Source organism: Amycolatopsis sp. NBC_00345 (assembly GCF_036116635.1).
Lineage (GTDB): Bacteria > Actinomycetota > Actinomycetes > Mycobacteriales > Pseudonocardiaceae > Amycolatopsis.
In genome coordinates this window covers 9,484,329-9,500,775 of sequence record NZ_CP107995.1, presented here as the reverse complement: position 1 = coordinate 9,500,775, position 16,447 = coordinate 9,484,329, and the positions used below count along the sequence as shown (strand labels likewise).

7 protein-coding genes and 3 rRNA genes are annotated in these 16,447 nt (G+C 66.5%); 2 read left to right on the top strand and 8 right to left on the bottom strand.

The window, feature by feature from the left end:
* Window positions 1-212: 212 nt before the first annotated feature.
* The 6 genes from rrf to OG943_RS43345 form a co-directional block, all read right to left on the bottom strand.
* A 5S ribosomal RNA gene (gene rrf, locus OG943_RS43370) occupies window positions 213-329 on the bottom strand.
* Between the two features lie 89 nt (window positions 330-418).
* A 23S ribosomal RNA gene (locus OG943_RS43365) occupies window positions 419-3,555 on the bottom strand.
* A 311-nt stretch (window positions 3,556-3,866) separates the two neighbouring features.
* Window positions 3,867-5,387 (bottom strand): 16S ribosomal RNA (locus OG943_RS43360).
* The 16S, 23S and 5S rRNA genes sit together here, the layout of an rRNA operon.
* 381 nt (window positions 5,388-5,768) lie before the next feature.
* The gene (locus OG943_RS43355) at window positions 5,769-7,352 is read right to left on the bottom strand and encodes an amidase (protein ID WP_328606672.1); all 1,584 of its coding nucleotides are present in this window, start codon (window positions 7,350-7,352) and stop codon (window positions 5,769-5,771) included.
* Window positions 7,352-8,695: a type I glutamate--ammonia ligase gene (gene glnA / locus OG943_RS43350; RefSeq protein ID WP_091629784.1), complete on the bottom strand. Its 1,344-nt coding sequence runs from the start codon at window positions 8,693-8,695 to the stop codon at window positions 7,352-7,354. Before glnA ends, OG943_RS43355 begins: the two co-directional genes overlap by 1 nt.
* Before the next feature lie 77 nt (window positions 8,696-8,772).
* Window positions 8,773-10,053 (bottom strand): MFS transporter, encoded by a 1,281-nt coding sequence (locus tag OG943_RS43345; RefSeq protein WP_328606671.1) that lies wholly within the window; start codon window positions 10,051-10,053, stop codon window positions 8,773-8,775.
* Between the two features lie 92 nt (window positions 10,054-10,145).
* Here OG943_RS43345 and OG943_RS43340 point away from each other — a divergent pair, with 92 nt between their 5' ends.
* A complete protein-coding gene (locus OG943_RS43340) occupies window positions 10,146-10,814 on the top strand; it encodes an LppX_LprAFG lipoprotein (RefSeq protein WP_328606670.1) in 669 nt (222 codons plus the stop codon).
* Here the strand turns inward: OG943_RS43340 and OG943_RS43335 are convergent.
* Complete coding sequence (locus tag OG943_RS43335; RefSeq protein ID WP_328606669.1) at window positions 10,811-12,337, bottom strand: alpha/beta hydrolase; 1,527 nt, start codon at window positions 12,335-12,337, stop codon at window positions 10,811-10,813. The genes OG943_RS43340 and OG943_RS43335 overlap by 4 nt on opposite strands.
* A 2-nt stretch (window positions 12,338-12,339) precedes the next feature.
* The gene (locus OG943_RS43330) at window positions 12,340-13,908 is read right to left on the bottom strand and encodes an alpha/beta hydrolase (protein WP_328612330.1); all 1,569 of its coding nucleotides are present in this window, start codon (window positions 13,906-13,908) and stop codon (window positions 12,340-12,342) included.
* Window positions 13,909-14,081: 173 nt separating this feature from the next.
* Between OG943_RS43330 and secA2 the strand changes: the two genes are divergently transcribed.
* Complete coding sequence (gene secA2 / locus OG943_RS43325) at window positions 14,082-16,421, top strand: accessory Sec system translocase SecA2 (protein ID WP_328606668.1); 2,340 nt, start codon at window positions 14,082-14,084, stop codon at window positions 16,419-16,421.
* The last annotated feature ends 26 nt before the right edge of the window (window positions 16,422-16,447 follow it).

The following is a 16,447-nucleotide window of genomic DNA, read 5'->3' as shown; positions in this document are numbered from 1 at the left end:
GCCCCCGCGGCCCGGCGCCTGCGCCAGTGCCACCGCAAGGCGAAGCACTCGATCGGCCGGTTGGTCGCCGGCGATCAGAACACCGGCGAGGTGTGTCCGAGCCGAGTCGCGTTCCCTGGAAAGAGTCTGGAACCGGAAAGGGTCCAGATATAGCAGTAGGGCCCCGGGAGAATCATTGCTGATCCTCGACCGGGGCCCTACTGTCATGTTGAGTTCGGCGGCGTCCTACTCTCCCACAACCCTTCGGTTGCAGTACCATCGGCGCTACCAGGCTTAGCTTCCGGGTTCGGAATGGGACCGGGCGTTTCCCTGGCGCTATAACCACCGAAACACTACGAAACAACACACACCCACCACCAACATTTCGATGGTGTCGGTGTGGTGTTTCAGAGCTGTAGAGTGGATGCGTAACATCTTCGTGGGCAAGTCCTCGGCCTATTAGTACCAGTCAACTCGATAACACATTACTGTGCTTCCATCTCTGGCCTATCAACCCAATGGTCTCTTGGGGGCCTTAACCCACACGGGGTGGGATACCTCATCTTGGAACAGGCTTCCCGCTTAGATGCCTTCAGCGGTTATCCCTTCCGAACGTGGCCAACCAGCCATGCCCCTGGCGGGACAACTGGCACACCAGAGGTTCGTCCGTCCCGGTCCTCTCGTACTAGGGACAGCCTTCCTCAAGTATCCTACGCGCGCGGCGGATAGGGACCGAACTGTCTCACGACGTTCTAAACCCAGCTCGCGTGCCGCTTTAATGGGCGAACAGCCCAACCCTTGGGACCTACTCCGGCCCCAGGATGCGACGAGCCGACATCGAGGTGCCAAACCATGCCGTCGATATGGACTCTTGGGCAAGATCAGCCTGTTATCCCCGGGGTACCTTTTATCCGTTGAGCGACACCCCTTCCACCAGGTGGTGCCGGATCACTAGTCCCGACTTTCGTCCCTGCTCGACATGTCTGTCTCACAGTCAAGCTCCCTTGTGCACTTGCACTCAACACCTGATTGCCAACCAGGCTGAGGGAACCTTTGGGCGCCTCCGTTACTCTTTAGGAGGCAACCGCCCCAGTTAAACTACCCATCAGGCACTGTCCCTGAACCAGATCATGGTCCGAGGTTGAGATTCCCAATTCGACCAGAGTGGTATTTCAACAACGACTCCACCACCACTAGCGTGATGACTTCACAGTCTCCCACCTATCCTACACAAGCCGAACCGAAAACCAATACCAAACTATAGTAAAGGTCCCGGGGTCTTTCCGTCCTGCCGCGCGTAACGAGCATCTTTACTCGTAGTGCAATTTCGCCGGGCCTGTGGTTGAGACAGCCGGAAAGTCGTTACGCCATTCGTGCAGGTCGGAACTTACCCGACAAGGAATTTCGCTACCTTAGGATGGTTATAGTTACCACCGCCGTTTACTGGCGCTTAAATTCTCAGCTTCACCCCCGAAGGGATTAACCGGTCCTCTTAACGTTCCAGCACCGGGCAGGCGTCAGTCCATATACATCGTCTTGCGACTTCGCATGGACCTGTGTTTTTAGTAAACAGTCGCTTTCCGCTGGTCTCTGCGGCCACCCACCCCTAGCTTGCAAGAAGCTTCAGGATGTTTGGCCCCCTTCTCCCGAAGTTACGGGGGCATTTTGCCGAGTTCCTTAACCACAGTTCACCCGATCGCCTTAGTATTCTCTACCTGACCACCTGTGTTGGTTTGGGGTACGGGCCGTGCATGCACTCACTAGAGGCTTTTCTCGGCAGCATAGGATCACTCTACTTCGCCTCAAACGGCTACGCATCACGTCTCAACCTATATGGAACACGGATTTGCCTATGTTCCGGCCTACACGCTTACACCAGGACAACCATCGCCTGGCGGAGCTACCTTCCTGCGTCACCCCATCGCTTGACTACTACGAAATCAGGTCCCACGCTCCACAATCCCCACTCAACCCGAAGGCATCACAGGAACGCTTTGGGTGGTTAGTATCAAACGCCTCGTCATGGGCGCACATGCTCGGGTACGGGAATATCAACCCGTTGTCCATCGACTACGCCTGTCGGCCTCGCCTTAGGTCCCGACTTACCCTGGGCGGATTAGCCTGGCCCAGGAACCCTTGGTCATCCGGCGGCAGAGTTTCTCACTCTGCATTCGCTACTCATGCCTGCATTCTCACTCCCACACCCTCCACGACTCGTTCACACGGCCGCTTCCCTGGATGCAGGACGCTCCCCTACCCATCAACACGACTACACCCTTACTGCAAGAGCAAGGCGGATCTATTGTGTCAATGACACAGCTTCGGCGGTGTGCTTAAGCCCCGCTACATTGTCGGCGCAGGACCACTTGACCAGTGAGCTATTACGCACTCTTTCAAGGGTGGCTGCTTCTAAGCCAACCTCCTGGTTGTCTGGGCAATCCCACATCCTTTCCCACTGAGCACACACTTAGGGGCCTTAGCTGGTGTTCTGGGCTGTTTCCCTCTCGACGACGAAGCTTATCCCCCGCCGTCTCACTGCCACACTCTCACACCACGGTATTCGGAGTTTGGTTGATTTCGGTAACCCGGTAAGGCCCCTAGACCATCCAGTAGCTCTACCCCCGCGGTGAAACATGTGACGCTGCACCTAAATGCATTTCGGGGAGAACCAGCTATCACGGAGTTTGATTGGCCTTTCACCCCTACCCACAGCTCATCCCCTCAGTTTTCAACCTAAGTGGGTTCGGGCCTCCACGACGTCTTACCGTCGCTTCACCCTGGCCATGGGTAGATCACTCCGCTTCGGGTCTAGACCACGCGACTATACTCGCCCTATTCAGACTCGCTTTCGCTACGGCTACCCCACACGGGTTAACCTCGCCACGCAGCACTAACTCGCAGGCTCATTCTTCAAAAGGCACGCCATCACCGTAACGTCTTACGACATGCTCGGGCTCTGACGGCTTGTAGGCACACGGTTTCAGGTACTCTTTCACTCCCCTCCCGGGGTACTTTTCATCTTTCCCTCACGGTACTAGTCCGCTATCGGTCTTCAGGAAGTATTTAGGCTTACCGGGTGGTCCCGGCAGATTCACAGCAAATTCCACGAGCTCGCTGCTACTCGGGAACACCACCAAAAACCACAACACAAGCTTTCGCGTACGGGGCTCTCACCCACTCCGGCCCGCCATCCCAAACGGTTCCACTAACTCATGCGTGACTTCGAAAAAATGTCAGTTTCTTCAAGGTGGGTCCCACAACACCGACTACACAACCCCTGACAGGTATCACATGCAATCGGTTTAGCCTCTTCCGCTTTCGCTCGCCACTACTCACGGAATCACGGTTGTTTTCTCTTCCTACGGGTACTGAGATGTTTCACTTCCCCGCGTTCCCTCCACACCGGCTATATATTCACCGGCGGGTAACACCACATCACTGGTGCTGGGTTTCCCCATTCGGAAATCCTCGGATCACAGCTCGGTTGACAGCTCCCCGAGGCTTATCGCAGCCTCCTACGTCCTTCATCGGCTCCTGAAGCCAAGACATCCACCATGTGCCCTTAACAACTTGACCACAAAGATGCTCGCATCCACTCTACAGTTCTCAAACACCACACCAGAAACAACAGTGTGTTGCCTCAGGACCCAACAGCGTGCCAATGAACATGCCCAGACCCGACCCGGAAACCCGACTTTCCACGCACCCACCCCGAAGAGCATGTGCAGTACTCGCCGGCGACCGCAGTCACCACCTGAACACCTAGACCAGTAGTTCCACAATTCCTTGAGCAACCCGAGCAGAAACACAGTCGGCTTCTAGACTCGAGCCACTCCACCATGGTTGGTCCGGGTATCCCGGCCAGGTGGATGTGTTGTGCTCCTTAGAAAGGAGGTGATCCAGCCGCACCTTCCGGTACGGCTACCTTGTTACGACTTCGTCCCAATCGCCAGTCCCACCTTCGACCACTCCCTCCCCTTGCGGGGTTGGGCCATGGGCTTCGGGTGTTACCGACTTTCATGACGTGACGGGCGGTGTGTACAAGGCCCGGGAACGTATTCACCGCAGCGTTGCTGATCTGCGATTACTAGCGACTCCGACTTCACGCAGTCGAGTTGCAGACTGCGATCCGAACTGAGACCGGCTTTAAGGGATTCGCTCCACCTCGCGGTATCGCAGCCCTCTGTACCAGCCATTGTAGCATGTGTGAAGCCCTGGACATAAGGGGCATGATGACTTGACGTCATCCCCACCTTCCTCCGAGTTGACCCCGGCAGTCTCCCACGAGTCCCCGCCATAACGCGCTGGCAACGTAGGATAAGGGTTGCGCTCGTTGCGGGACTTAACCCAACATCTCACGACACGAGCTGACGACAGCCATGCACCACCTGTACACCAACCACAAGGGAAGCCCCATCTCTGGGGATGTCTGGCGCATGTCAAGCCCAGGTAAGGTTCTTCGCGTTGCATCGAATTAATCCACATGCTCCGCCGCTTGTGCGGGCCCCCGTCAATTCCTTTGAGTTTTAGCCTTGCGGCCGTACTCCCCAGGCGGGGCGCTTAATGCGTTAGCTACGGCACGGACAACGTGGATGTCGCCCACACCTAGCGCCCAACGTTTACAGCGTGGACTACCAGGGTATCTAATCCTGTTCGCTCCCCACGCTTTCGCTCCTCAGCGTCAGTATCGGCCCAGAGACCCGCCTTCGCCACCGGTGTTCCTCCTGATATCTGCGCATTTCACCGCTACACCAGGAATTCCAGTCTCCCCTACCGAACTCAAGTCTGCCCGTATCGACTGCACGCTGAAGGTTAAGCCTCCAGATTTCACAGCCGACGCGACAAACCGCCTACGAGCTCTTTACGCCCAATAATTCCGGACAACGCTTGCACCCTACGTATTACCGCGGCTGCTGGCACGTAGTTAGCCGGTGCTTCTTATCCAGGTACCGTCACTTGCGCTTCGTCCCTGGCGAAAGAGGTTTACAACCCGAAGGCCGTCATCCCTCACGCGGCGTCGCTGCATCAGGCTTTCGCCCATTGTGCAATATTCCCCACTGCTGCCTCCCGTAGGAGTCTGGGCCGTGTCTCAGTCCCAGTGTGGCCGGTCACCCTCTCAGGCCGGCTACCCGTCGTCGCCTTGGTAGGCCATTACCCCACCAACAAGCTGATAGGCCGCGGGTTCATCCTGTACCGCCAGAACTTTCAACCAACCCCCATGCGAGAGTCGGTGATATCCGGTATTAGACCCCGTTTCCAAGGCTTATCCCAGAGTACAGGGCAGATTACCCACGTGTTACTCACCCGTTCGCCACTCATCCACACCCGAAAGTGTTTCAGCGTTCGACTTGCATGTGTTAAGCACGCCGCCAGCGTTCGTCCTGAGCCAGGATCAAACTCTCCAACAATGAACAGTTCGATCGAGACTATTTCTCAATCATTCTCAAAGGAAACCCCAACGAGGGGGTTTCATATAAGCTCTACTGGCTTAGTTCACTAGCACACTGTTGAGTTCTCAAGCAACACACTTAATTGCTTCAAGCGATATTCACAAGCTTTTGGTCGAGCATGCCTGTACCTACGGTGTTAGTCGTAGGGAGTCGGCGGCCGCTCGTGGGCCGACGCTGAACGTTACCTGGTCCGTTTCGCGGTGTCAACCCGCTCGGCCCTGGCGCCTGGCCCGTGGGGCTTTCGGCCCCGCCGACCCGGTGTTCCTGGCGACGAAGAGAAGATTACATGGCCTGGAACCCTCCGAAAACAGGGGGGTCACTTAACGCCATCGCCGCAGGTCAGGGCCCAGAAACGGGAGCCGGCGGCAGCTCAGGCAGGTAGCTCGGCGGCACGCGGGCCGGCGCGACGCGTTCGAAGTCGGCCGCGAGCGCCAGCATCCGGCCGTCGGACCACCGGGCGCCCATGAACGAGATCCCGACCGGCAGCGGTCCGACGAACCCGGCCGGCACGGTGACGTCCGGGTAGCCCGCGACCGCCGCCGGGGTCGAGGACGGGATCACGTCGTCGTCACCCGTGGCGCAGTCGGTCTTCCACGCGGGCGGGTTCGTCGGCGACGCGATGGCGTCGAGGTGGTACTTCGCCAGTGTCTCGTCGAGAGAGCGGCGCGCGAGGTCCGACAGCTCCGCCCGGCCCGCGCGGTACCCCGGGTCGTCCGGGCCCGGCGCGGCCAGCGCCTGCTCGAACAGCTCCTGGCCGGCGAAACAGGTCTGCTCGAGCGGGTCGGCGCGGTTGTACGCGATCAGATCGGCCAGGTTCCGCGGTCCCGAAGGGCGCTTCGCCAGGTAGGCGTCGATGTCGCGGTGGAACTCCGTGAGCAGCGCCAGGAACTCCAGCTCGCCCAGCCGGTCCTGGTACGGCAGGGTCACCTCGACGACCTGCGCACCGGCTTTGACCAGCGAATCCTTCGCCCGTGACATGACCGCGTCGGTGTCCGGGCCCAGCACCGGGAGACGCCAGAGGCCGATTCGCGCGCCGCGCAGCGAGCCCGGGCGAAGCAGCTTCGCGTAGTCCGTGGGCTGCGTCGGCGGGTACAGCGCTGTCGCGGGATCGGAGGGGTCGCGGCCCTGCAGGACCGAAAGCGTCAACGCGACGTCGACGACGTTGCGCGCGATGGGTCCCGCCGTGTCCTGCTCGGCGGAGATCGGCACCACCCCGGTGCGGCTGACCAGCCCGAGGCTCGGCTTGTGCCCGACCGTCGCCGTCATCCCGGCCGGGCAGACGATCGAGCCGTCCGTCTCGCTGCCGATCGCGACCTGCGCGAGCGACGCGGCGACGCCGGCCGCGGATCCGGCGGACGACCCGCACGGGTTGTGGTCCAGCACGTACGGGTTGTGAGTCTGGCCGCCGACGCCCGACCAGCCGGAAGTCGGCTTCGCGGCGCGGAAGTTCGCCCACTCGGACAGGTTCGCCTTGCCGAGGATCACCGCGCCGCCGTCACGCAAGCGGGTGATCAGCGTGGCGTCGGCCGCTGGGCGGCTGCGGAGCGCGCGCGAACCGGCCGTCGTCGGCTGGTCGCGGGTGTCGACGTTGTCCTTGACCAGCACCGGGATGCCGTCGAGCGGCCCGCGGACCCGGCCGGTGCGGTGCCGGACGTCGCTCGCGGCGGCCTGCGCGAGCGCCGCCGGGTTGAGCGCCAGGACCGCGTTCACCCGCGGGTCCACGGCCCGGATCCGGTCGAGGTACGCCCTGGTCAGGCCCACCGCGGTGAGCCGGCCGGACGCCATCCGTGCCTGCAGCGCGGGGATGTCGGCGGAGTCGAGGTCGAACCCGCTCGCCGACGAAGCCGGTGGCGCCGTCATCGCGGCGACGCCGAGTGCGGCGACCAGTGCTGAGAGAACTCGGAACACCGGCCGCCGCCCCATCAGAGCACCGGCAGCAGTGTGCGGAGCTCGTACGGGGTGACCGCGCTCCGGTAGTTGTCCCATTCGACCCGCTTGTTCCGGAGGAAGAAGTCGTAGACGTGCTCGCCGAGCGCGTCCGGCAGCAGCTCCGACTTCTCCATCTCCGCGAGGGCCTCACCCAGGTTCTGCGGCAACTGCGCGTAACCGGCGGCGCGGCGCTCGGAGTCCGACAGCTGCCAGATGTTGTCCTCGGAAGGCGGCGGCAGCTCGTAGCCCTTCTCGATCCCCTTCAGGCCCGCGGCCAGGATCACCGAGTAGGCCAGGTACGGGTTGCAGGCCGAGTCCAGCGTCCGGATCTCCACCCGCCGGGACGACGCCTTGCCGGGCGAGTACATCGGCACCCGGACGAGCGCGGAGCGGTTCGCGCGGCCCCACGAGACCGTGGTCGGCGCCTCGCTGCCGTGGATCAGGCGCTTGTAGGAGTTCACCCACTGGTTCGTGACCGCGGAGATCTCCTTGGCGTGGTGCAGCAGTCCCGCGACGAACGCCTTGCCGGTCTCCGACAGCTCGTACGGGTCCTCCGCGTCGTAGAACGCGTTGCGGTCGCCCTCGAACAGGCTGACGTGCGTGTGCATGCCCGAGCCGGGCTGGTCGGTGAACGGCTTCGGCATGAACGTGGCCCGCACGCCCTGCGTCAGCGCGACCTCCTTGACCACGTAACGGAAAGTCATCACGTTGTCGGCCATGGTCAGGGCGTCGGCGTAGCGGAGGTCGATCTCCTGCTGGCCGGGCGCGCCTTCGTGATGGCTGAACTCCACCGAGATGCCCATCGCCTCGAGGGTCTCGATGGCGTGGCGGCGGAAGTGCGTGGCCGTCGCGTGGCTGGCCTGGTCGAAGTAGCCGCCGTTGTCGGCGGGCTCGGGCTCGCTGCCGTCGTCGGGGAGGTTGGCGAGGAGGAAGAACTCGATCTCCGGGTGCACGTAGCAGGTGAAGCCCGCTTCGCCCGCCTTCGACAGCTGGCGCCGCAGCACGTGCCGAGGGTCCGCCCACGACGGCGAGCCGTCGGGCATCGCGATGTCGCAGAACATGCGCGCGGAGTACGGCCCGCCTTCCGGGGTCTCCCACGGGAGCACCTGGAACGTCGACGGGTCGGGCTTGGCGACCATGTCGGACTCGTAGACCCGGGCGAAGCCCTCGATGGCCGATCCGTCGAACCCGATCCCCTCGCTGAAGGCGCCCTCCAGCTCGGCGGGCGCGACCGCGACGGATTTGAGGAACCCCAGCACATCGGTGAACCAGAGCCGGACGAAACGGATGTCGCGCTCTTCCAAGGTACGGAGCACGAACTCCTGCTGGCGATCCATGGCCGCACCCTAACCAGAGCGTGTTAACGGGATGTTTCGCGACGCGCCGGAAGAGTCCTGTCTGCGTGAATTCCCCCTCAGCGCGCGAAAGTGAGCTCACGCTTCCCGGATCGGGTGATCGACACCGAGGCCACCGACGCGATCACCGCCAGGCCCGCCGCGACGTACCAGGCCAGCGCGTAATCGCCCAGCTGATCGCGCACCGCGCCGGCCGCCGAAGCGGCGAAGGCCGCCCCCACCTGGTGACAGGCGAAGACCCAGCCGAACACGATCGGGCCCGCCTCGTCGAAGGACCGGATGCAGAGCGCGACCGTCGGCGGGACCGTGGCCACCCAGTCGAGTCCGTAGAAAAGGATGAACGCCCACATACTCGGCTGGACGGAGTCCGTGAACAGCTGCGGCAGGAGCGCCAGCGAGACGCCCCGCAGCGCGTAGTAGACGCCGAGCAGCAGCCGCGGGTCGACGCGGTCGGTGAGCCAGCCCGACGCGACCGTCCCCACCACGTCGAAGACCCCGACCAGCGCGAGCAGGCTCGCGGCCGTCGTCTGCGGCATGCCGTGGTCGTGGGCCGCGGGGATGAAGTGGGTGCCGACCAGGCCGTTCGTCGTGGCGCCGCAGATGGCGAAACCGATCGCGAGCAGCCAGAACGACTTCGTGCGCGCGGCCTGGAAGAGGACCACCAGCGCGCGGCGGGCCGAGCCGCCCTTCGGGACCGGGCGGGCCACCTCGGCGTCGGCCGGGGCGCCGAACGCCGTGGTGCCGATGTCCGCCGGGTGGTCGCGGACGACGAGCAGCACGACGGGGACCACGGCGAGCGCCGCGATCGCGATGACCAGCGACGCCGTGCGCCAGCCGTTGCTGACGGCGAGCGTGGCGACGATCGGCAGGAAGACGAGCTGCCCGGTCGAGCCCGCGGCGGTCAGCACTCCCGTGACGACGCCGCGGTGGCGGACGAACCAGCGGGTGGTGACGGTGGCGGCGAAGCTCATCGCCATCGAGCCCGTGCCCGCGCCGACCAGCACGCCCCAGCAGAGGATCAGCTCCCAGCTGGTGCTCATGAACACCGTGCCGCCGGCGCCGAGCGCGACGACGAACAGCGCCGTCGCGGCGACGCGTCGGATGCCGAAGCGCTCCATGAGCGCGGCCGCGAAGGGGGCGAAGACGCCGTACAGGACGAGGTTGACCGAGACGGCGGCGCCGATCGTCGCGCGCGACCAGCCGAATTCCTCGTGCAGCGGGTCGATCAGGACGCTGGGCGCGGCGCGGAATCCGGCGGCGGCGAGCAGCGCGACGAACGCGGCCGCCGCCACGAACCAGGCGCGGTGGACACGGGGTGCGGGACGGGTTTCGACGGTCACAGCAGGTGAGTCTGGTTCGTCGCCACGCCGTTCGACAGTGGCCTGAAGGACACCGGCCGAAAAGATCGGGCCACCCGGGTAGGCTCACCGCCATGCGCTGCCGACGCTTCCTGCCGGCGCTGCTGCTCCTCGGGCTCGTCGGCGGTTGCACAGCGTCACCTTCGCTGCCCGCCGGCGGCGAGTTGCTCGGCGCCGCGAAGACGACGTTCTCCCAGGTTCGGAGCCTGCACTTCTCCGTCGCCGTGAACGGGGTGCTGCCCGGCCTGCCGCTGCGGCAGCTGGACGGCGACGCGGCCCTGGCCGACGGCGGCCGCGCGAGCGGCCAGGCCCAGGTGCAGAACGGCGCGCAGGACCACAAGTTCGACTTCGTGCTCGACGGGGACACCGCGACCACGAAGGACACCTCCGGCGTGTCGTGGACCGGGCCCTCGCCGTTCACCGTGGCCGGTTTCCTCGGCGCGGACGGCAGCCTGTCGGCGATGCTCGGCGCCGTGTCCGGGGCGCGCACGGAGATCCGCGAGCCGGTGCACGGTCTGGACACCTACCGCGTCGGCGGGTCCGTGCCCGCTGCCGTGGCTGCCCGGCTGCTGCCGCAGATCCACGACGACGTGCTGGTGAAGGTCTGGGTGACGGCGAGCGAGCCACGCCGCTTCGCGCGGCTGTGGCTGCAGGTGCCGCCCGAGACCGAGCGGGACAGCCCGGTGATGTTCGAAGTGACGCTCTCGCAGCAGGACCAGGCGGCTCCCGCGCCGCTCGGCTAGGCGCAGCGGGCGTCGGCGGCGGTGCCGGTGCGCAGGTAGTCGCCGACGGCTTTGTCGACGCAGGCGCTGCCGCTCAGGAACGCCGTGTGCTGTGTGCCCTCAAAGGTGAGCAACGCGGCGCCAAGGTCCTTGGCCAGGTCGACACCCTGCTGATACGGCGTGGCCGGGTCGTGGGTGGTGGAGACGACCAGCACCTTCGGCAGGCCGCGGGGCGGGGCCGGCTGGTGCGCCCGCGACGTCGGCGGGACGGGCCAGTTCGAGCAGATGTCCAGCTCGCTCGTGTCCGGCGTGCCGCCCGCGAGGAACGGCGCGCCCGCCAGCATCTGCCGGTGCGCCGCGTCGATGGCCGCGCGGTCGGCGACGCGGGCAAAGTCCACGCAGCGCACGGCGAAGTACGCGTCGATCTCCCCGCCGTAGTGGCCCTGCTGGTCACGCTCGTAGTAGCTGTCGGCGAGGTCCAGCAGATTGCCGCCTTGACCCTGCGCGAGCTGCCGCAGGCCCGTGGCCAGGTAATCCCAGCGTTGCCGCGAATAGAGCGCGGCGCTGGTGCCGGTGATGGCGTCCTCGAAGGAAAGCTTCCGCGCGCCGCGGGCCGGGACCGGCTTGGCCACGAGCGGGCGGACGAGCCGCTGGAACGCGGCGGTGGCGTCGCCCTGGAGCGGGCAGCCGGACCGCGGGGCGCACCACTTCGCGAACTCCGCGAACGCGTCCTGGAAGCCCGCCATCTGCGTGGTCAACGCGCGCGGGAGGTCCAGCGCGGGGTCGATGGCGCCGTCGAGGACCATCGCGCGGACGCGGGTCGGGTACGCCTCGGCGTAAGCGGAGCCGATCTGCGTGCCGTAGGAGTAGCCGAGGTAGGTCAGCTTCGGCTCGCCGAGGGCGGCGCGCAGCACGTCGAGGTCCCGGACGACTTCGCGGGTGCCGACGTGCTCGAGGAACTCCGCGCCCGTGTGCGCCGCACAAGCGGCGCCGTAGGCCTTCGCCTCGGCGAGCTGCTTCTCGACGCCCGCGGGCGAGCTGTCGCTCTCGATGTCGGACGAGCGGTCGGCGTCTTGCTCGGCGTCGGACCGGCAGGTGATCCGCGGCCGGCTCGCGTGCACGCCGCGCGGGTCGAAGCCGACGAAGTCGAACTCCTTCGCCAGGTCGCCGGCCGGTTTGACCAGCGACGCGGCGGACATCATGCCGGAGCCGCCGGGACCGCCGGGGTCGACGACCAGCGCGCCGACGCGTTTCGCGGCGTCCGTCGCGCGGTGCCGGAGCAAGCCGACCGTGACGGTGTCGCCGGTCGGCTTCGCGTAGTCCAACGGCACGGTGAGGCTGGCGCACTCGAGCGATTTATCCGCGTACGCCTGCTTCTCGAAGTCGTTCTGGCCGTACGGGGCGCATGCGCCCCACGCGAGTTGCTGGGTGGTGAATCGGTCCAGCGCGTCCGGGCCGGATGTCGGCGAAGGTGCGGGAGCGGGCGACGCCGAGCACGCCGTGGCCGCGAGGGCCACTGCCGCCACGGCGGCCAGGCGTCGCACGGTCAGCTCCCGGCGCAGCGCGTGCCGTCGGCCGGCGTCGTGCCGTCCACGAGGTACGCGACGCCCACCTTGTCCACGCACGAGTTGCCCTGCAGGAACACCGTGTGCTGCGTGCCCTCGAAGGTGAGCAGCGAGCCCTTCAGCGCCTTCGCCAGGTTGACGCCCGCCTGGTACGGCGTGGCCGGGTCGTTCGTGGTGGAGATGGTGAGCGTCTTCGGCAGGCCGGCGACGTTCGGCTCGTGCGGCTGCGAGGTGTTCGGCACCGGCCAGAACGCGCAGGCGTCGCGGGCGGCGCTGGCCTGGCGGCCGTCGTCGAGGAACGGCGCGACCTGCACGTACTTCTCCTGGGCCTGGAGGATCTCGTTCGGGTCGGTGATCCGCGGGTCGTCGACGCAGCGGATGGCGGTGAAGGCGTCCTGCGTGGTGCCGTAGCGGCCGTCGGCGCCACGCTCGTTGTAGATGTCCGCGAGCTTCTCCAGCGTCGCGCCGCGCTGCTGCTTCAGCTCGTTCAGGCCCGTGTTCAGGTACTCCCAGAGGTTCTGCTGGTAGAGCGCCTGGATCGCGCCCGTGGTGGCGTCTTCGTAGGACAGCTTGCGGCCGTCGCCGACCGGCACCGGGAAGTCGATCAGCGGACGGGTCAGGCCCTGGAACGCCTGCACCGCGCCGGCCGCGTTCGGGCCCAGCGCGCAGTCCTGCCGGGCGGCGCACCACTTGGCGAACTCGCCGAACGCCGTGCCGAAGCCCTGGCCCTGCGCGATCAGGGAGTCCTCCGAGTCCTGGTCCGGGTCGACGGCACCGTCGAGGACCAGCGCGCGGACGTTCTGGGGGAACGCCTCCGCGTACGTCGAGCCGATGCGCGTGCCGTACGAGTAGCCCAGGTACGTCAGCTTCTGGTCGCCGAGGACCGAGCGGAGCACGTCCATGTCCTTCACGACGTCGCGCGTGCCGACGTGCGCGAGCATGTCGTCGCCGTACGTCGTGCGCTGGGCGCACTTGGCGGCGAAGTCCTTCTCCTGCGTCTCCTGCTTCGCGACGCCGGCGGGCGAGCCGTCCGTCTCGCTGTCGTCCGCGCGGTCGGCGTCGCGCTCCGGGTCGGTCAGGCAACGGATCTGCGGCTCGCTGGCGCCGATCCCGCGCGGGTCGAAGCCGACCAGGTCGAAGCGCCGGCCCAGGTCGAACTTGGCGACCTGGTCGAGCAGGCCGGCGGCCGCGACCATGCCGGACGCGCCGGGGCCGCCCGGGTTCACCACGAGCGAGCCGATCCGGGCGCCGGAGTCGCTGGCCTTGTGCCGCAGCACGCCGAGCTTGATGGTCTGTCCGTCCGGTTTGCCATAGTCCAGCGGGACAGTGAGGCGCGCGCACTGGATGCCGGACGCCCGGAAGGCGGACTGCGCGTCGTCCGAGGTCGCGTAGGGTGCGCAATCGGCCCAGGACATGCTCTGGCCGTAGAAGCGCTCCAGCCCCGCCGGCACCGGCCCCACCGGTGCGTGCGACTCGGTCGCCGGCGACGGCAGGGCCTGGCCGGTGTTCGTCGAACACGCCCCGAGCGTGACGGCGAGCAGGCCGGACATCGCGAGAGCGGCGATTCGGTGGGCACGAGGGCTGGCGCTGACATGAGGGGGCACGGTTTGATCGTGCCATCCGGCCGCGGAACTCGGACGCACCACCGGCGCGTTGGGGAGTAGGGGCCGGCCGCGGTCCGCGTACAGAGCGACACGGCGTTACACAGGACGGGAGACCAGGGGTGGCACTGATCAGCCGGGTGGGCAAGCGGCTCCGCCGGATCATCCAGCGGCCGGGCAGCGTCGAGCTGACGCGTTACGAGGCACTGCTGCCCGCAGTCGAAAAGCTCGAACCCGAGCTCGAAAAGCTGTCCGACCCGGAGCTCACCGAGCGCGCGGGCAAGCTGCGCGAGCGCCTCTCCGGCGCCACCGCGTTCACCGACGACCAGCTGGTCGAGGTGTGCGCGCTCGGCCGCGAGGCCGCCCGGCGGGCGCTCGACGAGCGGGCGTTCGACGTGCAGGTGCTCGGCACCATGGGCCTGCTCAGCGAGCACGTCGTGCAGATGGAGACCGGTGAGGGCAAGACGCTCGCCGGCGCGCTCGCGGCCGCGGGCCACGCGCTGCGCGGCAAGAGCGTGCACGTCGTCACGGTGAACGACTACCTGGCGCGACGCGACGCGGAGTGGATGGGGCCGGTGTACGACCTGCTCGGCGTGTCCGTCGGCTGGGTCGAGCCCGCGCACTCGCGTGAGCAGCGCAAGGAGGCGTACGGCAAGGACGTCACCTACGGCGCCGTCGCCGAGATCGGCTTCGACGTGCTGCGCGACCGCCTGGTGACCGAGGTCGACGACCTGGTGCAGGGCGCCCCCGAGATCGCGATCGTGGACGAGGCCGACTCCGTGCTCGTCGACGAGGCGCGCGTGCCACTGGTGATGGCCGGCTCGATCGACCACAACGACGCCGACGAAGAGGTCGCGACCGTCGTCCGGCGGCTGCGGCTGGGCCTGCACTACGAGACCGACTCCGACGGCCGCAACGCCTGGCTGACCAGCGCCGGCGCGTCCGTGGTCGAGAAGTCGCTCGGCGGCATCGACCTCTACGGCGACTCCGGCTCCGATCGGCTCGCCGCCGTCAACGTCGCGCTGCACGCCCACGCGCTGCTCACCCGCGACGTCGACTACCTGGTCCGCGACGGCAAGGTGCAGCTGATCAACGCCGCCCGCGGCCGCGTCGCCGAGCTGCAGCGCTGGCCGGACGGCCTGCAGGCGGCCGTCGAGGCGAAGGAGCAGGTGGCGGCCACCGACCGTGGCGAGATCCTCGACTCGATCACCGTGCAGGCGCTGCTCGCGCGCTACCCGGAGGTCGCGGGCATGACCGGTACCGCCGTGGCGGTGGCCGAGCAGCTGCGCGAGTTCTACCGGCTCGAGGTCGCCGTGATCCCGCCGAACACGCCGAACGTCCGCGAGGACCAGCCGGACCGGATATTCGGGTCGCCGTCGCAGAAGCTGCGCGCGATCGAGGAGGAGATCCGGAAGGTGCACGAGACCGGGCGGCCGATCCTCGTCGGCACCCAGGACGTCGCCGAGTCCGAGGAGCTGGCGGACAAGCTCGCGAAGGCCGAGCTGCCGTGCGTCGTGCTGAACGCGCGCAACGACGCCGAAGAGGCCGCGATCATCGCCGAGGCGGGCAAGAAGGGCGCGGTCACCGTGTCCACGCAGATGGCGGGCCGCGGTACCGACATCCGGCTGGGCGGCACCGAGGGCGCGAGCCGCGAGGAGGTCGCCGAGCTGGGCGGCCTGCACGTGATCGGCACCGCGCGGTACCCGTCGAGCCGGCTCGACGGGCAGCTGCGCGGCCGCTCCGGCCGTCAGGGCGACCCGGGCAGCGCGATCTTCTTCGCCAGCCTGAACGACGACCTGGTGCTGTCGAACGCGCCGGACATCCCCGAGGGCATCGACTCCGACTCCGAGACCGGCGAGGTCACCGACCAGGCCGCGCACCGGCAGATCAACCACGCCCAGCGGGTGGCCGAGGGCGTCGACCTGGAGATCCACCGCAATACCTGGCGCTATACGCGGCTGATCGAGCGGCAGCGCGCCGAGCTGCTGGAGCACCGCGACAAGGTGCTGCGCACGGGCCTGGCGGCCGAGGGCCTGGAGAAGGCGCACCCGGAGAAGTTCGCCGAACTGAAGGAGAAGCTGGACGACGAGGCCCGGCTGGAGCAGCTGTCCCGCGAGGTGCTGCTGTTCCACATCGACCAGCTCTGGTCCGACCACCTCGCGTACCTGACCGACGTGCGCGAGAGCATCCACCTGCGGGCGCTGGCCCGGGAGACGCCGCTGGACGAGTTCCACCGCGCGGCCATCCCGGAGTTCCACAAGATCATCCCGGAGGCGGCGTCGCGAGCGGCGAAGACGCTGGAGGAGGCCGAGATCACCGACGATGGCCTCGACCTCGCCGACAACGGCGTGCGGCGCGCGAACACCACGTGGACCTACCTGGTGCACGACAACCCGTTCGACTCGGACTTCGAGCAGACGATCAAGCGGGTGCGCAGCATGATGAAGATGAAGAAGGCCTGACCCAGCTGGACACAGCCTTGTGAGTG

Coding starts and splice junctions, on each gene's coding strand:
- OG943_RS43355 (WP_328606672.1), bottom strand. CDS start 7,352: ATGGGGCGGCGGCCGGTGTTCCGAGTTCTCTCAGCACTGGTCGCCGCA.
- glnA (WP_091629784.1), bottom strand. CDS start 8,695: ATGGATCGCCAGCAGGAGTTCGTGCTCCGTACCTTGGAAGAGCGCGAC.
- OG943_RS43340 (WP_328606670.1), top strand. CDS start 10,146: ATGCGCTGCCGACGCTTCCTGCCGGCGCTGCTGCTCCTCGGGCTCGTC.
- OG943_RS43330 (WP_328612330.1), bottom strand. CDS start 13,908: ATGTCCGGCCTGCTCGCCGTCACGCTCGGGGCGTGTTCGACGAACACC.